The organism is Thiocystis violacea, from assembly GCF_016583565.1.
Lineage (GTDB): Bacteria > Pseudomonadota > Gammaproteobacteria > Chromatiales > Chromatiaceae > Thiorhodococcus > Thiorhodococcus violaceus_A.
This window is the reverse complement of record NZ_NRRF01000068.1, coordinates 1-22,304: the sequence shown is the minus strand read 5'-3', so window position 1 is coordinate 22,304 and position 22,304 is coordinate 1. Positions and strand designations below refer to the sequence as shown.

The following is a 22,304-nucleotide window of genomic DNA, read 5'->3' as shown; positions in this document are numbered from 1 at the left end:
CCCGTGGCATCTGGTCATGGACAACCTCAACATCCATTGCTCCGAGGCGGTTGTGCGCCTCATCGCCGAGGCCATCGGTTTCGAGGGCGACCTCGGCGTGAAGGAGCGCTACGGCATCCTCAAATCCATGGCCACGCGCACCGCGTTCCTCAGCGATCCGAGCCATCGCATCGTCTTTCACTTCACCCCCAAGCACGCCTCGTGGCTCAATCAGATCGAGATGTGGTTCTCGATCCTGGCGCGCAAAGTCCTGCGCCGTGGCAACTTCACCTCCATCGACGACCTTCAGAAACGCATCAGCGATTTCATCGACTTCTTCAATCGCACGTTGGCCAAACCCTTCCGCTGGACCTATGAGGGAAAGCCGCTCGCAGCATGAATGATTAAACAGTCTCGGGATTTCCACTCTGTTGCACTAGACGGAACCCGTCTAAGAGTGAGGCGCCCAAGTCGATACTGGGCGAGCGCGGTCTGCGCGCAGTCGCGCTAGTTCTGGCAGGAGGCGGCGGCCAAGTGCGCCTTGAAGCGGCCGCCGGGGGCAACTTGAAACCCTGTGCGCAGCAGGATCCTCTGCGTAGCCTCGAAGAAGACGTCGGCTTGAGGGCGAATGACCACGGAGCCCGACGTCAATAACGACTGCTCGGAGCGGATCAGCGTCTCTCCGCCGAAGTCGCGATTCACGAGTGTCCTGGCGCCTGTCGCGCACTCCAGGCTGTCGTTGCTCAGGAAGTTCGCGGTCAAGGAGGCGGGCTTCAGAATCCTGAACCTGCATGTCCCAGATCCGCCGCAAGGTCCGCTCCAGCCGGCGAATGTCGAGCCGCTGTCGGCATCGGCTGCCAGGGCGAGTTCCGTCCCGCTGGCGTAGCCTTGGCTGCATTGTCTGCCGCAATCGATGCCGTTGCCCCTGATGCTGCCGGATCCGCTGCCGTGGTTTGCGACCGTCAGCAAGACCTGGTCTGGGGTTGGGCCGAGTTCCAGGGATTGACCCTGAATGGGTAGGGATTGCGCCGCTGGACTTGAGGCCGAGGGCGCTTGTTCCAGGGTCGTGCGCTCGCGCGCGAGGTCGATCGTGGCCTCTAGGCTGAGGTCGGCGACGACGCCGTCGGCGATGGGGGTATCGTTGAGCCCGTAGATCAGCAGTCGCATCCAGCCGGGCTCGACGATGCCGAAGTTCAGGCTCTTTCCGGCGGCACTGGCGGCCGAGCCAATGGTCGGCGCAATCTCTCGCAGCTTGGTCTCGTCATAGTAGAGGTCGATGATGAGTGCCGCGATGCGGTTGGCGCTTTCGCTCAGGGTCAAGTTCGTGGTGACCTGGCGACCGGAGATGCGAGGTTCGCCGAAGCCTATGACGGCCGTCGCCGCCGGTTGCGCAGCCCACCAGGCGTCGTCGCCCGAGGGCTCGCCCGTAAAGGCGGCGACGAGGTCGGGAACGGCGGGGGCCTCCCCCAGCCTGTGGATGAAGTTGTTCACCATCAGTTGCATGTCGGTGATGCCGACGCTCGACGTCCTCCCGTCGATCTTCATGCAGCGCGGCGCGGGATCGGTTGCGGCCGTCGCCGTCTGCGCCGCGACCTGGACTTCCGCGAGTTGCACGGTGCTGCTGCAGTCGCAGTCCCCGATGAGTCGGTTGCAGGGGCGCGTGATCAGGATGCCGCCCGAGGCCCCGACGATGCGCACCTCGCGGTTCGCTAGGTTCAGGGCCGTGGCCTCATGCTGCGTCAGGTTGAGCAGCTTGGATGGCTGCGGCGGGTTCTCCGCCGGATCGCCGACGCCGCGGATCTCGAACTGGACCTCGGCGAGTCTGACGCCATCGGCAATGGCGGTCGGTGTCGCGGCGCTCTGGTAGATGGCGAGGCTGAGTTCGCCGCGCGCGGCGCCATCGACCGCGAGGCCCACCGCGCTGGTCGGGTAGCTGGCGGCCGTGTCCGGATCCCAGGTCGTTCCTTCATAACGCAGCGCTTCGGGGTCGTACTCGATGAGCGTGGAGATCGCGCTGATATCGACCCCGGTCGTGGCGGGATTGTGCAGCACCAGGTCGAAGGTGACATGGGCGCCTGTCTGTTGGCTCGGGTCGAGCGGGTCGAAGTCCGCCTCCGGATAGTGGTCGTCGATGAAGCTCAGCTCGAGTGTGGGCAGCGTGGCGTCATAGAGGGTATCCGCGATGCGTGCGACGAACTGGTCCGTCTTGCCGGCCGGGTCCGGCTGCAGCACCCCCGCGCTGATCGGGAAGCCGAAGTCCGCGACGGCGTTCGTGTCTCCGGCGAGCAGAACGGAGCGGCTCCCGGCGGTCGGGAGGGTGCCCAAGGCCAGCACCTGGTCGTCGCTGGTGCCGCCGAAGAAGGAGGCGTAGACGACGCGCAGACCGCGGGGATCCAGCTTGACCACGAACCCGTCCTTGGCGCCGGCATGGTACCCCTGATAGGCATTGTCCGCCGGGAAGCTGTTGGATTCGGTCGTGCCGGCAAGGTAGATGTAGCGCAGACCCGTCGTGGGGTCGTCGTCGGAATCGAGGGCGACCGCTTGGGCGAGGTCATTGTTCTCGCCGCCGAGGTAGGACGCGAAGTGCAGGAAGCGTCCGGAGTGATCGAGCTTGGCCACGAAGGCATCGAGCTTGCCGGCCGAGGCGGGATAGAGGGCGTTGAGCACCGGAAAGTCCGTCGAGTCGGTGTAGCCCGCAAGGATCAGGTGATTGTCCTGGTCCAGCGCCATGTCGGTCATGGCGTCGGTGCCGGTCCCGCCGAGGTAGGTCGAGAAGACGATTTCATCGCCGGTCGGGGCGATATGGAGCAGGAAGCCGTCGGTCCCGCCGGCATTGGCGCTCTGAACCGCATTCTTGATCGGGAGATTCTTCGAGGCGGTGCTGCCGGCGAGATAAATGTCGCCCGCAGGCGTGACCCGGAGTGCCTCGACCTTGTCGATCCCCGACCCGCCGAAATAGGACAGCGAGCGCAACACTTGACCGTCCTGGCTGAGCTTGAGCAGGAAGCTGCTGGTGGCGCCGGGGAAGGTTGGGTAGAGCGCCTGATGTGTCGGCAGGTTGGTCGATGTGGTGTCGCCGGCCACGTGGACATCGGTGTCGTCGACGCCGATGGCGATGCCCGCGTCCGTGCCCGTGCCGCCCAGATAGGTGGCGAAGGCGAGTGTCGGCGGCGACGTGGCGGTGTCGAGCTTGGCAACGAAGGCGGCTTGCGCCGTTCCGCCTGGCAGGACTGGATAGAGCGCGGCGACGGTGGGGAAGTCCGCCGATTTGGTCTGTCCGGTGATGTAGACGTCGTCCCCATCCAGCGCGACGCCATTGATGCGATCGTCGGCGGAACCCCCCAGGATCGCGACATAGTCGAGCACCATTCCGCTGCTGCTCAGCCGATAGAGGAATGCGTCCTGCCGCCCGCGGGGTCCGATTTCCGGGTCGCCCGAGAAGGCGGTGGACGAGGTGGCGCCGACGACGACGGCTTCGCCGTTGGCGGTGACGGCCATGGCCTGGACCTGGTCGTCCGCCGCGCCGCCCACGAAGGTGGAGTAAGTCAGGGTCGGGTCGATGGTGAGCGCCGCGCTGCGATCATAGTCCGCTAGCCTGAAACCGAAGATGTGGCGATCGTGTCCCGGTTCGGAGTCCAAGAGGACGAAGCCGCCGTCGACGGGGATCCGTTCTCCACGGATGTCCTGGTAGATGACGGGCGCGCGCTGCCGCAGTTCGCTCCCATCCGGCAGCGTCATGACCATGACGTGATCCTGATCGAGCGTCAAACGCTTGACGCCACTGACCTCGAAGCGCACCTGACTCGGGTCTGCCCCGGGTGTCACCTCCAGGTCATAGGCCAAGCTGCCGTGATCGTTGCGAAAGACCAGATCGATTCCGGCATAGAGGCCGCGATAGCGGACGCTGTCGCGTGGAACTAGGCTCGGGCGCCAGCGTTCTGGGTCTTGCCCCAGGAAATAGCCGATGCGGGTCCGCAGCGCTTGGCCCGGTGTCAGCTGTGTGTCGGGCGAGGCCCCAAGGGGCCGCAGCCGGACGCTGGCCGCCGTCGCGCCCTCGCGGCGGAGCTGGATGTCGATGTCGTTGCGCGAGAACAGGACGTCAGCGCCTGGGGTCCTGGACAGGTAGGCCACAGGCGAGTCCCATTGGCCCTCATTGGGAATGAACATGAGCGGGAAGCCCGAAACGCGCGGAGGCGCTGGATCGCTGATTGCCGCTCCGGCCGTGTTCTGATGCGCTCCGGGAGCAACGGGGCTCGACGTCGCGGCGAGCGGATAGGCGCAGGCGGCGGTGCAGCAGAGCGTCAGTGCCCGAAGTACCGAGCGGGCTGATGGTGGCGCGGGGCGTGGCGCGGATCTTTGCATGATGGCCTCTCTTGCCATTGGCTGACAGGATGTTCTCTCCGAATCCTGATTGGGCTCAACGCAAGAAGAGGGCCATGATTTCGATGACCGGGGAGGGTGGCGCCTAGTCCGTCGGTGCGCGCAACCTCCAGAGGGGCGGGGTATCGCGTTTGCGAGTCTGCCTGCAAAGGGGCCGGTGGCCGCGGCGGCTATTTGACCTTCATCCCCGGCTCGGCGCCCGAGTCCGGGCTCAGAATGAAGAGATCCTTGCCGCCCGGTCCGGCTGCCAGGACCATCCCCTCCGAGACCCCGAAGCGCATCTTGCGCGGGGCCAGGTTGGCGACCATGACCGTCAGCCGTCCTTCCAGATCCTTGGGGTCGTAGGCCGAGCGGATGCCGGCGAAGACGTTGCGCGTCTCGCCGCCCAGGTCGAGTGTCAGCTGTAGCAGCTTGTCCGCGCCCTCCACCAGACGCGCCTCGCGAATCAGTGCGACGCGCAGGTCCGTCCGGGCGAAGGTCTCGAAGTCGACCGTCTCTGCGATGGGGTCGCGCGCGAGATGCGGATTGGGTGGCGGTGATTGGGCGTCGGTCGTGGCGGTCGCGCCGAGGTCTTCCTTCGATGCCTCCAGCATGGCCTCGATCTGCTTGGGGTCGACCCGGGTCATCAGGGCTTTGAAGGGGGCGATCTCATGGTTGAGGAGTGGCTGGGCGATGGCGTCCCAGCTCAGGGCGTCGATCCGCAGGAAGGCCTCCGAGTCGGCGGCCGTGCCCGGCAGGATGGGGCGCAGATAGCCGATGAGCAGGCGGAAGAGGTTGATGCCCATGGAGCAGATGTCCTGCAGCTCCGCGTCGCGGCCTTCCGCCTTCGCGACGACCCAGGGTGCCTTCTCGTCGATGTACTGATTGGCGCGGTCGGCCAGCGCCATGATCTCGCGCACCGCGCGGCTGAATTCACGACGCTCGTAGGCGCTGGCGATGGAGTCGCCGGCCTCCACCATGGCTTCGAAGAGCGCGGGCTCGGACAGCTGGGCGGAGAGCCGGCCGGCGAAGCGCTTGCCGATGAAACCGGCGCAGCGGCTCGCGATATTGACGACCTTGCCGACCAGGTCGGCGTTCACGCGTGCCGTGAAGTCCTCCAGGTTGAGGTCGATGTCATCGACGCCCGCGCCGAGCTTGGCGGCGAAGTAGTAGCGCAGATACTCGGGGTTGAGATGGTCGAGATAGGTGCGCGCCTTGATGAAGGTGCCGCGCGACTTGGACATCTTCTGGCCGTCCACCGTCAGGAAGCCGTGCGCGAAGATGGCGCTCGGCGTGCGGAAGTCCGCGCCCCGAAGCGTGGCCGGGAAGAAGAGGGCGTGGAAGTAGATGATGTCCTTGCCGATGAAGTGGTATAGCTCGGCGGTCGAGTCCTTGCCCCAGAAGTGGTCGAAGTCCAGACCCTCGGTGCGGTCGCAGAGGTTCTGGAAGCTGGCCATGTAGCCGATGGGGGCGTCCAGCCAGACGTAGAAGAACTTGCCCGGGTGATCCGGGATCTCGAAGCCGAAGTAGGGCGCGTCGCGCGAGATGTCCCACTCCTGCAGCCCCGCCGCGAACCACTCGTCGAGCTTATTGGCCACCTCCTTCTGCAGGCTGCCGCCGCGCGTCCAGCCCTTCAGCATCTCCTCGAAGTCGCCGAGCCGGAAGAAGTAGTGATCGGACTCGCGCTGCTCGGGCACCGCGCCGGAGACGGCCGAGCGTGGGTTCTTGAGGTCGGCCGGGGAGTAGCTGGCGCCGCAGGCCTCGCAGTTGTCGCCGTACTGATCGGGCGCGCCGCACTTGGGGCATTCGCCCTTGATGAAGCGGTCCGGCAGGAACATCTGTTCGACCGGGTCATAGGCCTGGGTGATGGTGCGCCGGGCGATGTGTCCCGCGTCGCGATTGCGTTCGTAGATCAGGTTCGCGTAGTGCTGATTCTCCGGCGAATGGGTCGAGTGGTAGTTGTCGAAGCCGACGCGGAAGGCGGCGAAATCGGCCTGGTGCTCCTCGGCCACGCGCGCGATCAGCGTCTCCGGGGCGATGCCTTCCTGACGCGCGCGCAGCATGATCGGCGTTCCGTGCGCGTCGTCGGCGCAGACGTACCAGCAGTTGTGGCCGCGCATCTTCTGGAATCTGGCCCAGATGTCCGTCTGGATGTACTCGACCAGATGCCCGATGTGGATGGGGCCATTGGCGTAGGGGAGGGCGCTGGTGATGAGGATGTCGCGGGGCTTGCTCATGGGGAAGGCTCGGTTCGGCTCGACGAAATCCGCGAAGTATCGCACGAGCGCTGTCGGCGCGACCACGGAACCTCGCCGTGCCGCTGCGCGCGCTCGCGGCTATGCACGTCCGTGCGTCCCTGGTTATTCTTCCGAGGCGCTCGCCATGACGAGCGGCGGTGACATCACGGGAATCACGAACGAGGTACCAGGCGCGTGGCAGCAAACGAACGACAGAGACAGAAGAAGCTCGAGAAGAAGAACAAGAAGCGGCAGATCGCCAAGAAGGCGGTCGCCTCCCTGCTCCCCGCGAGCAGGAAGGCAAGCGCCTACGTCGATTTCCCGATTCACGAATGTCTGGTGCCGAGCGGACTCTTCGAGACCGGTATCGGCTCCATCCTGGTCAGCCGCCGTCTGCGCAACGGTGACATCGCGGTCAGCGCCTTCGTGCTCGATACCTTCTGTCTCGGGGTCAAGAACGCCTTTTTCAGTCTCCTGAGCGAGGACAGGTACGAGCTGGAACTCAAGGCATCCATGCTCGCCACCCACGAAGGTCAGCACTTCGAGCGCTTGCATCCGGCCTGCATGAAGAAGCTCATCACCGGCGCCGTCCACTATGCGGAGGATTTGGGGTTTCAGCCGCACCGCGACTACAAGGGCGCCGTGGCCTTGTTGAACGGCATCGATGCACTGGTTTGCCCGACGCGCTTCGACTTCGGCTCCGAGGGCAAGCCCTTCTACATTCGCGGGCCGAATGAGTCGATTCCCCAGGCGAAACGGATCGTCGAGCGGCTGGAGGCACGCTGTGGCCATGGCAACTACCACTTCATGATTGGTTTGGATCCCTCCAGCACGGAGTCCGATTGAGCAACCGGCGGCGAGCCTCGGCTCCGCGGCGGAGCCTAGCGTGCAAGGCGCGCGAGCCGCCCCTGATAACGGCGCATCACGAGCCAGTGACCCAGGGCCTGTGTGGGGAGATAGAGGTACCAGGGGAGGGCGGGGGCATAGTCGTGAATGGCCGTCATGGTGTAGCGGCCATTCAACAGGGTTTGAAACTCGAACCGTGCCCGGCCGGCACCCGGGCGCGCCAGCGCCCCGCCCTGGATCTCGTACACCTGACGGGATGGCGTGCTCTCGTCCGCCCGGTAGCGCAGCGCGAGCAGCTTCAGCCGCGGGACGCTCGCCCACACCTCCACATTGCCCGCCGCATCGATGCGGCTGCGCACCAGCGGCCAACAGCAGCGTCCCAGCCAGCGGAAGTAGTTGCCGCCGATCCAGGCGGCGTCTTGTCCTGGGGGCAGGATGACGCGCTGGATGGAGCGCACCAGGGATTGACTGCGCAAGCGGGCGCGCTCCTGTCGTGCGAGCGGCTGCCGCGGCTTGGGTCGCCGCCGTTTCGTCGCCGGATCGATACAGTCCACCAGTGCCTCGCGGAAGCTCAGAGCCTTGGGCGCGATGGCCTCCTGCACCGCATTGCCTTGCATGCGCGTGTCTTGCGGCAGGCTCTCGACGATGGCGCCGACCATGGCGGCGGGCGCGCCGCTTGCCAGGCGTGCCGTCAGTGACACCAGCGGTATGGGCAGAACGGCGAGGCGCAGGATCCGCCGCCGCAGTCCGAGCACATCCGCGGTTTGCCGGACCATCTCCTCGTAGCTCAGCGTGCTCGCCCCGCCGATGTCGAAGGCCCCATTGAAACGCTCGGGCTGGCCGAGACAGAGGCGGATGGCGCGCACCAGATCGGCCAGGGCGATCGGTCGGGTCAGTGAGCTGGCCGCGTCCGGGAGCAGCAGGAGCGGGAGCCGTCTGACCAGGTCGATCAAGAGGCTTGGACCGGTTCCGCCGGGTCCGACCACCAGGCTCGGCCGCAGCGCCGTGAGCGGCGTGCCGTGGGAGGCGAGCACCATCTCCACCTCGCGCCGGCTCCACAGCAAGGGCGAGAAGCGGTAGCTCTGCGGCATGACCCCGCTGACGAAGAGGATCTGGCGGACCCCGTTGGCCGCCGCTGCGCGCGCGAAGTTGTCCGCCAGCACCAGGTCCATGTCGCGCGGGCGCGCCTGCGTCAGCCGCGAGGACGGCGCCAGCGAATGCACCAGGTAGACGGCGTAGTGGCTCCCGGCCAGGGCGGTCTCGACCTCCCTGGCACAGAAGAGGTCGCAATGGCGCCAGCTGACGCCGGGTGTCGGGTGTGGTGTCGCGGCGCGCGCCGGCGAACGCGTCAGCGCGGTCACCTCGAACCGGTCCGCGAGCGCCGGCGCCAGCGCGGTACCGATGAAGCCGCTCGCACCAGCGATGGCGACCCGCATCCTCTCCACAGGCGTCTCCTTCATGCTGGATTCAGAGGCCGTGGGCCGAGCGGCGGATCAGGCGCGCCTTCCGATGGCATCGCGCTGGCCGTGTGGGACCGCACACCGGGCTCATGGGTCTCCCACCTCGGCCTGGGCGATGACCTGGAGGACCTGCTCCAGCACCGCCAGCGCCTGGTTGGTCGCCGGGAGTCCGGCATAGGTTCCGATCTGAAACAGGGCTTCCGTCAGGGTGGCGCGATCGACGCCGGCCTTGAGCGCCACCCAGAGGTGGACGCGCAGCTCCTCGGGGTCACGCAAGGCCGCCAGGGCGGAGACCGCGATCAGCTGGCGCGTGGCGAGGGGGATGCGCTGGCGCCCGTAGAGGGTGTCGAAGACATGCCGCGAGAGCGTCGTGGCCAGTTCGGGGTCCGCCGAGCGCCAGCGCGCGCTCGGGCGCTGCCAGGGGAAGTCCGCCAGCAAGGCCGCGAAGTCCTCGCCCGCGGCCGGCCCGCTGTCGGCCTCCTCGGCCCGCGGTGATCGCTCCATGCCCAAGATCCTCGGAACTCAGCCGGCTGCCTTGATGGGGGCGACATTGTCCGCGACCGCCTCGGGCTTTGGTGTCGCCAGGGCCTCTGGCTCGGGCGCCTTGCCCTTGAGTGCCCGCTCCACATTGCGCGCATTGCGGGCGAGGTAGATGGTCAGCTCTTCGAGGTCCGCGTCGGGCAGCGTCGGCAGAATCTTGTCCGCGCGCAGCATCTGCGCCAGGCGGTCGGCATTGTCCAGCACCCGGTCATAGGCGTCGGCGGCCTTCTTGTCGGTCGTTCGCAATCTCTCGACTCCATTGCTGTCTTTCACGATGTATTGGATTTCGATCATGTTCCAGGGTCTCCGGAGTTGCGCGGTCGCTGCAGTGGCCCGCGCAGTATAACGGCCAGCCCGATCATGCTCGACCGCATCGGGCGCGCACTGAGGTGGCGGCGGATGCGCGCGTCGAGCGGGGCGGATAGCGGTCGTCGTCAGCGCCAGGGGCTATGCTCTGTGGGATCGTCCACGGGGCACACCCAGCCGCGGCGCTGGGCGCACAGGGCATTGCATGGGGTTTTCGATGAAACAACTGCTTTTTCTTTGTACGGGGAACTACTACCGCAGCCGTTTTGCGGAGGTCTATTTCAATCACCACGCGGGTTCGCGCGGGTTGCGCTGGAGGGCGGACTCGCGGGCGCTGGCGCGCGATCTGGCGGCGACCGGCACTCAGGGACCCATTTCGCGCTTTGCGCTGGCGGCCTGCGGCGAGCATGGCATCCCCATGCTCGTGCCGCCGCGCTATCCCATCATGGCGGAAGACGGGGATTTCGCCGCCGCGGACCGGATCATCGCGCTGAGCCGCCTGGAGCATGAACCCATGGTCTGTGCGCATTTCCCCGCGGTGCTGGAGCGCGTCGAGTTCCTGGAGATCGGCGACATCGACATCGAGCAGCCGTCCGCCGCCATCGCGCGGCTGGCGCGGCATCTGGACGACATCATCATGGGATTGGGCGAGACGGCCTAGCTGCCCGCGGCGCGCCGCCTCTTCAGTCAGGGCTGGGGCGGGCTCAGCGCCAAGGCGTTCAGGACACGCTCGCAGAGTTCCGTGGGGGTGCGCGAGATCAGCTCCTCCGGGATGCCGGCCTTCTGCGTCAGATGCTGTCTGTCCTCGAAGCCGTAGGACACGATGAAGGGGTGCATGCCGGACGCGATCGCCGCGCGGAAGTCCTTGCGTTCGTCGCCGCAGATGTAGGCCCTGGCGGGGTTGATCGCGAAGTGCTCCCGCGTGGCGCGGAAGTGCTCGGTTTTTTCGCGCCGCAGCGGCACGTGGATGAGGAAGTCCAGCTCTCCCGTGTCGATGCCGTGCCGCGCGAATAGGCAGCGCAGCGTCTCGGCCGGGTGATGCGTGATGTTGCGGGTGACCAGCCCGACCTTCACGCCAGGCGCCGCGATGAGTGTCCGGACGAGGTCGGCGATCCCAGGGAACAGGGCCGCCTCTTCCCGATAGACCTGGGTCAGGGTGTCGATGAGCGCGCCGCGCTTGCCCTTGTCGAGCTGTCTGCGCAGGTTGTTGGGGAGTTCTTTGACACCGCCCAGGTACTTGAAGATGTGTCGGCGCTTCTGGAACTTGGCCAGATCGCCGATGCGCATGTCGTGGCGCGAGAAGGTCTCGGCGATGGCCGCGAAGGCGTCGACCGTGGTGCCGTCGGCGTCCAGAATGATCAGACGCTCCGGACTATACTTGCCGCCGGTCCCGTGCCGGACCTCGGGCGACTGTCGGACTGTGGGTCGATGTTTCGTCATGCTTGGGCGCGTTCGCTCGGCGTATTCCAGGCTTCCGCAGGCGGGTCCTCGCAGGTGACCGGCTGGCGTTGCCCCGACCGGAGCTTCACCCGAACTTCACGCCCTGCTTATACGCCGACGGCGGCAGATTTCGCAACGTTGGTAGTGGCCTCCGTCCTCCGCCGGCTCGGCCGCTCCCACCTCGATGCGCCTGAGTGGCGAGCGATTCGAACCCCCAGCGAGGACTTCGCCTATCCTCACTGACAACTGCTGAACATCCGCGGTTGAACGCGGCCCGATACAGACATCATGACCACCGAAGCTTCCAGCACGCCCCATCAGCCCGCCTTCTCCGCGCGCTCGGCCGAGACCGACCGGCTCCTACGCCTCGCCACCTATGCATCTGTGGCCACGGCCTGCCTGCTGATCCTTGCCAAATTCGCCGCCTGGCTGCTGACCGGCTCGGTCAGCGTGCTCGCCTCGCTGGTGGACTCGACCATGGACGCCGGTGCCTCGCTGGTCAACCTCCTGGCGGTGCGCTGGTCCTTGGCCCCGCCGGATGCCGAACACCGCTTCGGCCACGGCAAGGCCCAGGCGCTCGCGGCCCTGGCGCAGGCCACCTTCATCGCCGGATCCGCCGGATTCCTCGCCCTGGAGGCGATCGACCGACTCCTGCACCCGCGCCCTGTCACCGAGATCGGCGTCGGCGTCGCCGTCATCGGCTTCGCGATCGTCCTCACGCTCGGCCTGCTGGCCATCCAGCGCCACGTCATCCGCCGCACCAACTCACCCGCCATTCGCGCGGACGCGCTCCACTATGCGACGGATCTTGCGACCAATACGGCCACCCTGGTCGCCCTCGGCTTCGCCTGGCTCGGGTGGTCCGGCACGGACCCCTTGTTCGGCCTGGCCATTGGCGCCTACATCTTCTACAGCGCCGGTCGCATCGGCCTCGAAGCGGTCCAGCTCCTCATGGACCATGAGATCCCGGAGGCCCAGCGCCAGCATATCCTGGAGCTGGCGCGCGCGATCCCGGGCGCGCTCGGCACGCATGACCTGCGCACCCGTCAGTCGGGTCAATCACTCATCATCCAATTCCATCTCGAAATCGATGCCCAACTGGCCCTGAAGGATGCGCACCGCATCGGACAGGCGGTGGAAGACGCCATCCGCGTCCACTACCCCGATTCGGACATCATCATTCATCAAGATCCGGTGGAGGTCTGACGGGAGGCGCGGGCCGTCCAGGCCTCGACAAAGTTGTCGAGCCGAGCGGCAATCGTCGAGCCGAGCCTTCAGCCGGGAGGCTAACCCTATGATTCTACGTTGGTCGATTCCTGGTGCAGGATGTGCTTTAACGCTCATGACACCTTTGTCATCAGGTCACCCAACAGGAGCGCGTCATGAGCAGCACGATCAAACTTCTTCCAATCGCCCTGAGCGGACTCCTGGTCGCAACCGCGGCCATGGGCGCAGGTCCGCGCGGCAACCAGCCCGCCACGCCCGTTTCGAGCGGCCTCGGTGCCGCTGAAGAGCAAACGCTGCTCTTCATGCGAGAGGAGGAAAAGGTGGCGCGGGACGTCTACATCGGATTGAACGCTGCCTGGGGTTCGCAATCCCCCGTGTTCGCGAACATCGCCGAGGCCGAGCAGTCGCACATGGACGCCCTGAAGCGGCTGGTGGAGCAATACGGACTGTCTGATCCGGTCGACGAGGCCGAGGTGGTCGGTGACTTCACCGACGTCGATCTGGGAGCGCTCTACGCGGAGCAGCTCGAGAACGGACAAGTCTCCTACGAGGCTGCGCTCAGGGTCGGCGGCCTGATCGAAGAGGTCGACATTGCCGATCTCGACGAGGCCATTGCCGAAACCGACAAGCAGGATCTCAAGACCGTCTACGAAAACCTGCGGAACGGCTCCTACAACCACTTGCGCGCCTTCGTCGCCCAGCTCGCGCAGATCGGTGTCCCCTATGAGAATCTGGTCCTCGGCGACGACGAATACGACCTCATCATCGCCGGCGACAGGCAGACGGGCAGCCAAGGTGCTGGCACCGGCGCGGCGGGCAATGGCGGACGAGGTGGTCGCCGCTAAGGCACGGCCGCAACGGTCGCCCAACGAAGGTGATTTCCGGGAAACAACAGACCCGCGGTTCCGATCCGGTAGGATGGGCAAAGCCCTGGCGATGCGCTGCTTTCGGAGTGCCGAGGGTTTAGGGGCGTGCCCATCATCCCAGCTCGGCGGCTTGAACGATGGGCACGTCCGTCTGGCGTCGAGGTTGGGCGCGAGCCCAGAGCACGGACTTTGCCCATCCTACCGATCCGGGTCTATTTGGCTAAGGTCATTCCCGGAAACCGCCTAAACCAAGCCTCGAGCGCTGGTCGGACGGACGCTGCCTGACCCAGTGTCCACCTGGGCTCGCCCCGATCGCCCGATCGGGTTCTTCAATCCGCGCGCCTGCGGATCCCGTACTTCCCCATCTTGTAGCGCGCACCCGCTCGCTGATGCCGAGCCGGTCGGCGGCGCGGGTCTGGATCCAATCGGCCTGCTCAAGCGCCGCGATCAGTATCTCGCGCTCCATGCCGTCGAGTCGCTCCTGCAGGGCACCCAGTGCCCGCGGCCCGCCGTGACGCAGATCCTCCGGCAGATTCTTAGGCTGAACCACCGAGCCGCGCGCCAGGGTGAGGCAGCGTTGGATAATGTGCTCCAGCTCGCGCACATTGTCCGGGTAGTCATAGCGCATCAGTATGTCCATGGCCTCGGGGGTCAGGCGCGTGGGACGGCGCGCGTAGCCTTTGACGAAGTGCGCGACCAGGGCCGGGATGTCCTCGCGCCGCCGCCGCAAGGGTGGCACAAGGATGTCCAGCACCTTGAGACGGAAAAAGAGATCCTCGCGAAAGGCGCCCGTCTCCGCCATGGCGCGCAGGTCGCGGTTGGTCGCGGCGACCACGCGCGTCTCCACCGCGATGTCCTGCTCGCCGCCCACCCGATTGATGCGCTTTTCCTGCAGGGCGCGCAGCAGCTCGGATTGCAGCAGCGGCGGCAGCTCGCCCACCTCGTCCAGGAAAAGCCTGCCGCCGCGCGCCAGCTCGAAGCGGCCGCGCCGCTGCCGGTCGGCACCCGTAAAGGCGCCTTTCTCGTGCCCGAACAGCTCGCTCTCGAAGAGGTTTTCCGGGATGGCGGCGCAGTTGACTTCGATGAAGGGTGCCTCGGGGGCCGGTCCCATCAGATGAATGAGGCGCGCGATCAGCTCCTTGCCGGTGCCGGTCTCACCCTGGATGAGGACGCTCTAGGGGCTGTCGGCCACGCGGCGCGCGAGCGACAGGCTCTCCCGCATGGCCGGACTGGAGCCGATGATCGCGATCGGCAGTGGGCCGGCGTCGAGCGCCTCGACCACCTCGGCGACGTCGTCGGCGACATCGAGTAAGAGCGTCAATGCCTCCTCACCGTCCTCGGCCGCCACAACCGCGTATCCCTGTTTGACGAGAAACCCCGCCAGCAGCTCGCGCTGCATGGGATCGTCGTCGGCAATCAGGATATTCATGCAACCCCCGTTTCAGCAGGCTAGGTGTGATGGCAGAAGAACGCGCACGCTCAGCCAACCGGGCCGAGGAACCTCCAGGCTCAGGCTGCCGCCCAGTGCGCTCAGGATGCGCTGGCAAATCGCGAGCCCGAGTCCCGCGCCGCTGGGCTTGGGTGTGCCCGCTCGTCCCGAATGAGCCTGTCGAGCCGACCGCAATCCAACGGCTCCTCCGGCTGCCAGTCGCTCGGACCCTGCACGACGCCGTCCGGCCGATGAATGCGGATGACGGACAGCCCTGTCTCCTCCGCGAAGGAGGCCAGCTCATCGGAGCGGAAAGGTGCGATACCGTCGAGATAATCCACAAAGCGGGCGGAACTCCCGAGGAACTTCGTCAGGATGGTCGCCGTGGCCTCCTCGGCCAGCTGTGCGCCGCGGGCGTTGAGGATGACGGCATCGGTCAGCAGACGGGCGTGCTCGCTAGCATCCTCCAGAAAGAGGCGCTGTGCCTGACGGGTCTGGAAGACGAACCAGGCCAGGACCAGCGCGGCCAGCAGGCCGAAGACCAGTAAATGTCCCACCCAGGGTGAGGGCAGGCGTCGACGCACGGTCTCAACGGCCACCGCGCCCCCCACCGAAGCCGCGCTCCGCGCCATACATGAGCCGCGCGCGGACGCCGGTGCGGTCCGGCACGCTCATGTCCCGCTCCAACAGCGTCAGGCGCGCGCCGATCGTCGACGCATCCGACCCGGACGCCGGATGCTGACCACACCCGCACGAGACTGCCTGGCGCGATGCCTGCCGGAAGCGCTGTCATCGATCCGAACGATGATCGGCTCGGCCGCAACGCCAGCGCGCTCGGCGGGCGTCAGGGTGACCTGGTTGGGCGCGATCGCCAGCACCCTGGCCAGGAAGGGCACGACCGCATCGGCGGTTACTGCCACGAGCCACAGGAGCACGGCCAACACCCGCACGGAACGCGTTTCAGTAGGACCACGCAAATCCACAAGTGGTCACCTGTTGTTGAAAAGCCGCCGGCTCGAACGTGGAGTCGCTGCCGAGCCAGTCCAGACTGCAGAACCATTCCCCCTGACCGACCGCTCGGCGTACCGCGAGACCGGCGTTGAGCTGGTCGTCCCTGCGCTGGATCCGGCGCGGCGCCCGATCGAACTGCGTGCGCGCCCACCCCAGCCCCAGCTCTAGCCGCCAGTTCGGCTCAGGTACCCACCGAACCAGGAGCGCCGTGCCGCCACGCCAATAGGCATCGGCGGGCACCGGAGATTCGCAACGTGCGCCGCTCAGTGTCACGAGGGTGGAGAGATCGGCAGACCAGGCGAAGGACAGATCGAGACCCAACCCCCAGAGGTCGTCGTCCCGGCGCGTCGCCACGGCGTTGCCCGCGCCGGATGTCCGACCCGAGCCATACCCGCCATCGCCGGATCCGGGCCGACCCGACCAGGGCAGCGAGGCGTTGCGATAGGCGAGCCGACGCACCTCGCCGCTCAGGCCGAATGCCCCTCTGGGGCTCAGGATCCGCTAGTAGCGCAGCCCGAGCGCTGCCTCGTTACGCGCGTCCGCGGGAACCAGCGCAGCCACGAGCAGCACAAGCGGGAGAACCCGCCAACCGCGCGCGCGATCCCCAGGTCGGCTGGGGCGAGACACGAGGTCCAACGATGCGGAAACGGCTCGGACTGCGAGGGTCGATCCAAACTGGGGGGCGTTTCATCTTCCGGGATGTCGACATGCCGCCATGATCCTAGATCCGGCCGTTGACCGCTACGTGCCGCATGCGGTGCCTTCATGGCTCCAAAGGAACTGTCCATCGTCGACGTCCCGATTCGAGGCTGGTGACGAAGCTCTGCTTCGCGAACTCGCGGATCAGCGCCTGGATCGACCCAATCAAGGGCCGGAAGCCGCCGAAGTCGTGAAGCAGAGCTTCATCGCTGAGGTCTCGAAGCTAGGGCTTCGCGACCAGAAAAAGCGCCGACCTGGCGGCGATCTCGGGGCCTTGGTCTTCACGCGGGTTACTTGGCTGGATGGGGCGCGCCGATCATCCCGCCGATCTGATGGCGTTGGACGGTGACATCGATGCAAATGGCTTTAGCGAGTCGCTGGCGTCCGACAGCGTTGCCAATAAAGAACCCCCGAGGTCCGGGGGTAGGGGCCTCGGGGGAACGCTCCCCCGGCTTTGGATGACCGGGGATGGGGCTGCATCCAGGGGGAAGATGGACAGCCCCGCTTCGCTCAGTATCTATGACGCTTAATGATTGACGAAGTTCCCGCGGCAATTAGTGCGCTGCGTCCCAGTTTTCGCCCGTGCCGATGTCGACGATGAGGGGGACGGCGAGCTCGGCGGCGGATTCCATGGCCGTGCGAATCCGTGCGCTCGCCTCCCCCAGCGCGCCGTCCGCGACCTCGAAGACGAGCTCATCGTGCACCTGCATGATCATGCGCACCTGTGGGCGTTCCTCGCGCAGCCATTGGTCCACGGCGATCATGGCGCGTTTGATGATGTCCGCGGCCGTGCCCTGCAGGGGGGCATTGATGGCGGTGCGCTCGGCCGCGGCGCGGCGGTTCTGGTTGCTGTGGTCGATGTCCGTGAGATAGAGCCGCCGGCCGAAGAGCGTCTCGACGTACTTGTCGTCGTGCGCCTGACCCCGGGTGCGCTCCATGAAGTCCTTGACGCCCGGATAGCGCTGGAAATAGCGCTCCACGTAGTCCTGCGCCTCGCCGCGCTCGATGCCTAGCTGGCGGGCGAGCCCGAAGGCGGACATGCCGTAGATGAGCCCGAAGTTGATCGCCTTGGCCGAACGGCGTTGATCGCTCGAAACCTCTTCCGGACGCAGGCCGAGGATCTCGGCGGCGGTTGCGCGATGGATGTCCTGACCGGTGGCGAAGGCGTCGAGCAGGCGCGCATCGCCGGAGAGGTGCGCCATGATGCGCAGCTCGATCTGCGAATAGTCGGCGGCGAGCAGCAGGTGACCCGGCTCGGCGACGAAGGCGCGGCGGATGCGGCGGCCTTCCTCGGTGCGGATGGGGATGTTCTGCAGATTGGGATCGCTGGAGGACAGGCGCCCCGTGGCCGCGACCGCCTGGTGATAAGAGGTGTGCACCCGCCCGGTCTCGGGATTGATCATCTGGCGCAGCTTGTCGGTGTAGGTCGACTTGAGCTTGGACAGCCCCCGGTGCTGGAGGATGAGGTCCGGCAGGGCATGGCCCTGGGCGGCGAGCTGCTCAAGCACGTCCTCCGAGGTCGAGGGCGCGCCCTTGGGTGTCTTGGCGACGACCGGCAGGCCCAGTTCCTCGAAGAAGATGGCCGCGATCTGCTTGGGCGAGCCCATGTTGAAGCGGTGGCCCGCGACCTCATAGGCCTGGCCCTCCAGTTCCAGGATGCGCTCGGCCAGCTCCTGACTCTGCTGGGCGAGCAGTTGGCTGTCGATGCGCACCCCGGTGCGCTCCATGCGCGAGAGGATGCCCACCAGCGGCATCTCGATGTGCTGGTAGAGGGCGGCGAGCGAGGGTGTGGCCTCCAGCTGGGGCCAGAAGCGGCGATGCAGGCGCAGCGTGACGTCCGCGTCCTCGGCCGCGTAGTGCCCGGCCTGGTCCAGGTCGATCTGGTCGAAGGTGAGCTGTTTGGCGCCCTTGCCCGCAACGTCCTCGAAGTGGACGGTGTCGTAGTCCAGGTATTTCTTGGCGAGCGAGTCCATGTCATGCCGCGTCGCCGTGCTGTCCAGCACATAGCTCTGCAGCATGGTGTCGTGCGCGATGCCCCGCATCTCGATGGCGTAGCGGGCGAGCACGCTCATGTCGTACTTGAGGTTTTGCCCGACCTTGGCCCGGCCGGGATCCTCCAGCAGCGGTTTGAGGTGGGCGAGCACGGCGTCGCGGTCGAGCTGCCGCGGGGCGCCGGGATAGCTGTGCGCGACCGGCACATAGGCCGCCTCGCCCGGCTCGACGGCGAAGGAGAGCCCGACCAGCTCGGCGCGCATGTAGTCGAGGTCGGTCGTCTCCGTATCGAAGGCGAAGAGGTCGGCGGACTCCAGGCGCGCGACCCAGCGCTCCAGTGCCTCCTGGGTCACAACCAGGTCGTAGCTGGCGCTGGCGGGCGCGGGCGTTGCGGCCTCGGCGCCTGGGCGGGCGTCGCCGGCGACCGCGGAGCCGTCCAGTGTCCCCAGCAGGCGGCGCGACTCGATCCGCTGGTACCAGTCGCGCAGGGTCTCGACGTCCGGCGGCGAGGGCTGGAGATCGGTCGGACTCAGACCGAGCGCGACGTCCCTCTTGATCGTCGTCAGCTGGCGCGCGAGGGGCAGTTGGTCGAGCGCGGCGCGCAGGTACTCGCCGACCTTGCCCTTGACGGCGTCGGCATTGGCGATGACGCCGTCCAGATCCCCGTATTCCATGATCCACTTGGCCGCCGTCTTGGGTCCGCACTTGGGCACGCCTGGGACGTTGTCGACGCTGTCGCCCATGAGGCTCAGATAATCGACGATGCGCTCGGGTGGGACGCCGAACTTCTCTTTGACGCCGTCCGGATCCAGCACCGTTTCGCTCATGGTGTTGACCAGGGTGACGTGCTCGCCGACCAGCTGCGCCATGTCCTTGTCGCCGGTGGAGATGAGCGTCGCCAGACCCTGCGCGGCGGCCTGGCTGGCGAGCGTGCCGATCACGTCGTCGGCCTCGACATCCGGCACCACCAGCAGGGGCAGGCCCATGGCCTGGATGATGTCCTGTAGGGGCTGGATCTGCTGACGCAGATCGTCCGGCATGGGGGGGCGGTTGGCCTTGTAGTCGGCGTAGAGCGCGTTGCGGAAGCTGGTGCCCGCGGCGTCGAAGACCACCCCGATGTAGTGTGGCTGGTGCGCGTCGATCAGCTTGCGCAGCATGTTGAGCACGCCCACCAGGGCGCCGGTCGGCTCGCCCCTGGAGTTGGTCAGCTTGGGCAGGGCGTGGTAGGCACGGAAGAGATAGCCTGAGGCATCGACCAGGATGAATGGGTAGGTTGTCGCCATTGTGGGTCTCTTCGGTTGTGATGGGGTGTCTTTGGCGGGGCGCCGCCGCCTCCGCGCAGGAGGACGACGGAGGATCCGAGCGGCGTGTCCGGTGCGCGCGCGGACCCTCCTGTCCGCGCTCTAGGAGCCTTTGGTCAAGGCCGTGATGCGGTTGCGCATCTCTTTGATGAAGCCTTGCGGATCGACCGCGCGCTTGATCAGCGCGAGACGCTCCCGCTCTCTGGCGGTCTCGCTGACGGCCTCGAGCTGGCCGATAAAGCTCTGCGCGGCGTCCTGGTCGCCCTTGGCGGCGTGCAACTGGGCGTAGGTCCCATAGAGCGCGAAGAATTCGTCGATGTGCAGACGCTCGTGGTCCATCCCGAAGGCGAGGAGCTCCTGGGCTTCGTCGAGGTTGCCGTCGCGAATCAGCATGGTGGCCAGATTGGTGCGGGCAAACAGATAGTCCGGGCTGGTCGCGAGGATCTTGCGCAGGATGGCGCGCGAGTCCTCTCGGCGTCCCTGTTGGTGGCGAACGGAGGCGAGATTGCCGAGCGCGACCGGGTGCTCCGGCAGCCGTTCGAGGATCTTGTTCAGCCGTTGCTCCGCTGCGTCCAGCTCGCCATCGTGGTAGAGCTCGATCGACGTATTGAGCAGCTCCAGAAGGTCGTCCGGGAGGTCGCTGTCCGCTGGCTCGCGATAGACCTCCGTGTTGATGATCTTGACCTCGGTGCACTCCGTTTCAGCCTCATTGAGGCACTCGACGGGCTCCTCGGCGGCGATGTGGCCTTTCCGCCGCAGGAAATAGAGAAGGTCGAAGCGCTCTTTACCGGTGCCGATCGGCAGGCGGGCGAAGCCCTTGAGGCAGGCTGCCGCCTCTGCGTCACCCTTGTCGACGCGATCTTTCAGAAGGATGCGGATGAGTGATCGAAGGGTCTCCTCGCCGCTGAGGTAATAGGCCTCCAGGTAGGCCGTCGAGGCGTTCAAGGCGTCCATCGCCGCCTCGGCCTCCGCCTCCGCGCCGGCGGAGAGGCTGCGCAGCTTGGTGATCCGCGTCAACGGGAGCGCCTGCGCGAGATCGAGCATCATGGGGCGCCGCAGTGTCCTGCCAGGCCGACGCAGCGCGGCGAGATTGGCCGTCGCCAGTGGGTAGTTGTTGCGCGTCGCCGCGGCGCGTTGCCACAGCCGTTCGGCCTCGTCTCGTCGCCCGACGCGGCAGGCGGCGCAGGCGCCGAGGTGGAGCAGCATCGCGTTGCTGATGACGGGGCCGAGACTCGGGCCGAACCACTCGGCGTCGCCGATCCGCTCGAAGGCTTCCGAGGCGGCCTGGTCCCGCTGAAACAAGAGCAGGGTGCCGACCTGAATGATGGCGTCATCCGCGCGGCGTGCCGTGGCAAGGGCGAGCGGGGTGCAGAGGCCCTGGGCGCCGGTCTCGTCGCCCAGATAGAGCCGCAGTCGAGCCGCCCAGCCGAGGGCGAGCAGGTTGTCCGGATCCGCTTCCCAAGCGGCCAGAAAGGCGGGCAGCGCCTCCTCGATGCGTCCCAGATGGAAGAGGGCGATCGCCCTGTTGTTGCGGGCCGCGAAGATGTCTACTTGGTCGAGCCGACGCTCCGCGATGTCGAATTCCTGGGCGTCCAGATAGAGCTTGCCGATATCGAAGTGCTCCAGCGCCTCGACACTGGGTCGCGAGCCATCCGGCATCTGCAGAAAACGCTCGATCAGCGCAGCGGGCAGTGGGTAGCCCGGAGTCGCCCCGCCCAGCGCGCGTACCTGGCGCGCGACACGATCCGCCAGCAGGCTCAGCCCGCCGAGGGTCAGGTAGCTGAGTAGCGTCTCCTGGGCCTGGAGGCTGTTCGGCCGCGCCTCGGCCCACTCGAATGCCGCCAGTGCTGCCTTGGCGGCGCCTTCCGCGCACTCAAGCGCCGCGACCAGGGCGCGCCGCGCGCCGCTGTGCGCGGGGAACCGCTCCACCAGGGCCTTCGCCTTGATGGCGGCCTGGTCACAGGTGCCTTTTTGGATCAGACGCTCGACGGCTTTGAGTTGATCAGGGGTTGGCTTTGCCGTGCTGGGCGATTTCCTGCTGCGTGTCTTGCTGGCCAAGTCTAGGCTCCTCGCCTGGTTGGGATGGATGAGGGTGGGGTTCGACTCCGATGTGCGCCGATACACCAGCATTCTATCCGAGGCACTCGGCAACCCCGCAGCAATTCGAGACGTGCTGTCGCTGTCGACCTGAGTCGTGAGCGGCTGGCGGCTGCGCGCCGCGTTCGGGCGCGCTTCGAGCAGGATATCGGCCTTGGTCATCGGTTGGTTGCGCCAGGCAAAGCCTGGAAGGAGAGGAAGATAGCGGACGGATAAGCGAATCGGAAACTCCTTGTTGCGGCCCACCGGGTGAAAGTCCCGAGCCGGTAAGGATTGGCCATCCACCGGAACCGAGTGTGGCGTGGTTCGGGAGTGATCCCGGCTGCGAAGCGAACACAGGGGGCGTGTAGGCTGTGTGATAGAGCCCCGAAACTGATGCCAGCGGAGCCGACGCATTCCAATCACCGGAAGGCAACAGTCTCGGCATTGTACTGGCCTGATGCCGAGACTCCGCCGGGGTCTGAGAGCAGGGCATGCACGCACGGGTCGCCCAGGAACCTGGGAGGGCTCAGTCG

The 22,304-nt window shown here is 66.6% G+C and carries 18 protein-coding genes; 5 read left to right on the top strand and 13 right to left on the bottom strand.

Annotated elements, in window-relative coordinates:
• Positions 1-379: transposase (locus CKO23_RS19760; protein WP_200333883.1), on the top strand; the 379-nt coding region annotated here is incomplete at its 5' end.
• Positions 380-486: 107 nt separating this feature from the next.
• Here CKO23_RS19760 and CKO23_RS19755 read toward each other — a convergent pair.
• Together CKO23_RS19755 and metG are read right to left on the bottom strand one after the other, a co-directional pair.
• Complete coding sequence (locus CKO23_RS19755; protein ID WP_200333881.1) at positions 487-4,146, bottom strand: InlB B-repeat-containing protein; 3,660 nt, start codon at positions 4,144-4,146, stop codon at positions 487-489.
• A gap of 383 nt (positions 4,147-4,529) precedes the next feature.
• Positions 4,530-6,575, bottom strand: a complete 2,046-nt coding sequence (gene metG, locus CKO23_RS19750) for a methionine--tRNA ligase (RefSeq protein ID WP_200333879.1) — start codon at positions 6,573-6,575, stop codon at positions 4,530-4,532.
• Positions 6,576-6,770: 195 nt separating this feature from the next.
• On the opposite strand from metG, the gene CKO23_RS19745 reads away from it, so the two are divergent.
• Complete coding sequence (locus CKO23_RS19745; RefSeq protein ID WP_200333875.1) at positions 6,771-7,421, top strand: hypothetical protein; 651 nt, start codon at positions 6,771-6,773, stop codon at positions 7,419-7,421.
• A gap of 35 nt (positions 7,422-7,456) precedes the next feature.
• On the opposite strand, the gene CKO23_RS19740 is transcribed toward CKO23_RS19745, so the two are convergent.
• From CKO23_RS19740 to CKO23_RS19730, 3 genes are all read right to left on the bottom strand, one after another.
• Positions 7,457-8,881 carry an NAD(P)H-binding protein gene (locus tag CKO23_RS19740; protein ID WP_200333873.1) on the bottom strand — a complete coding sequence of 475 codons (1,425 nt, stop codon included), beginning with the start codon at positions 8,879-8,881 and terminating at the stop codon, positions 7,457-7,459.
• A gap of 87 nt (positions 8,882-8,968) precedes the next feature.
• Complete coding sequence (locus CKO23_RS19735; protein ID WP_200333871.1) at positions 8,969-9,385, bottom strand: carboxymuconolactone decarboxylase family protein; 417 nt, start codon at positions 9,383-9,385, stop codon at positions 8,969-8,971.
• A gap of 18 nt (positions 9,386-9,403) precedes the next feature.
• Positions 9,404-9,715, bottom strand: a complete 312-nt coding sequence (locus CKO23_RS19730; protein WP_200333864.1) for a YebG family protein — start codon at positions 9,713-9,715, stop codon at positions 9,404-9,406.
• A 229-nt stretch (positions 9,716-9,944) separates the two neighbouring features.
• On the opposite strand from CKO23_RS19730, the gene CKO23_RS19725 reads away from it, so the two are divergent.
• A complete protein-coding gene (locus CKO23_RS19725) occupies positions 9,945-10,388 on the top strand; it encodes an arsenate-mycothiol transferase ArsC (RefSeq protein ID WP_200333862.1) in 444 nt (147 codons plus the stop codon).
• 26 nt (positions 10,389-10,414) lie between these two features.
• On the opposite strand, the gene CKO23_RS19720 is transcribed toward CKO23_RS19725, so the two are convergent.
• A complete protein-coding gene (locus tag CKO23_RS19720; RefSeq protein WP_200333860.1) occupies positions 10,415-11,167 on the bottom strand; it encodes an HAD family hydrolase in 753 nt (250 codons plus the stop codon).
• 288 nt (positions 11,168-11,455) lie between these two features.
• Between CKO23_RS19720 and CKO23_RS19715 the strand changes: the two genes are divergently transcribed.
• Together CKO23_RS19715 and CKO23_RS19710 are read left to right on the top strand one after the other, a co-directional pair.
• Positions 11,456-12,373: a cation diffusion facilitator family transporter gene (locus tag CKO23_RS19715; RefSeq protein WP_200333859.1), complete on the top strand. Its 918-nt coding sequence runs from the start codon at positions 11,456-11,458 to the stop codon at positions 12,371-12,373.
• 176 nt (positions 12,374-12,549) lie between these two features.
• Positions 12,550-13,239 carry a DUF2202 domain-containing protein gene (locus CKO23_RS19710; RefSeq protein WP_200333858.1) on the top strand — a complete coding sequence of 230 codons (690 nt, stop codon included), beginning with the start codon at positions 12,550-12,552 and terminating at the stop codon, positions 13,237-13,239.
• Between the two features lie 247 nt (positions 13,240-13,486).
• Here CKO23_RS19710 and CKO23_RS19705 read toward each other — a convergent pair whose 3' ends face one another.
• The 7 genes from CKO23_RS19705 to CKO23_RS19680 form a co-directional block, all read right to left on the bottom strand.
• Positions 13,487-14,374, bottom strand: a complete 888-nt coding sequence (locus CKO23_RS19705) for a sigma 54-interacting transcriptional regulator (RefSeq protein WP_346014646.1) — start codon at positions 14,372-14,374, stop codon at positions 13,487-13,489.
• A gap of 60 nt (positions 14,375-14,434) precedes the next feature.
• Entirely contained in the window at positions 14,435-14,689 is a 255-nt protein-coding gene (locus CKO23_RS25860) for a hypothetical protein (RefSeq protein WP_242482586.1), read from the bottom strand.
• 101 nt (positions 14,690-14,790) lie between these two features.
• Positions 14,791-15,288 (bottom strand): hypothetical protein, encoded by a 498-nt coding sequence (locus CKO23_RS19700; RefSeq protein ID WP_242482585.1) that lies wholly within the window; start codon positions 15,286-15,288, stop codon positions 14,791-14,793.
• A gap of 93 nt (positions 15,289-15,381) precedes the next feature.
• Positions 15,382-15,624 carry a hypothetical protein gene (locus CKO23_RS19695; protein WP_200333857.1) on the bottom strand — a complete coding sequence of 81 codons (243 nt, stop codon included), beginning with the start codon at positions 15,622-15,624 and terminating at the stop codon, positions 15,382-15,384.
• A gap of 25 nt (positions 15,625-15,649) precedes the next feature.
• Positions 15,650-16,159 carry a hypothetical protein gene (locus CKO23_RS19690; protein WP_200333856.1) on the bottom strand — a complete coding sequence of 170 codons (510 nt, stop codon included), beginning with the start codon at positions 16,157-16,159 and terminating at the stop codon, positions 15,650-15,652.
• Between the two features lie 794 nt (positions 16,160-16,953).
• Positions 16,954-19,674 carry a DNA polymerase I gene (polA, locus tag CKO23_RS19685; RefSeq protein ID WP_200333855.1) on the bottom strand — a complete coding sequence of 907 codons (2,721 nt, stop codon included), beginning with the start codon at positions 19,672-19,674 and terminating at the stop codon, positions 16,954-16,956.
• A gap of 120 nt (positions 19,675-19,794) precedes the next feature.
• Complete coding sequence (locus CKO23_RS19680; protein ID WP_200333854.1) at positions 19,795-21,951, bottom strand: tetratricopeptide repeat protein; 2,157 nt, start codon at positions 21,949-21,951, stop codon at positions 19,795-19,797.
• Positions 21,952-22,304 lie beyond the last annotated feature (353 nt).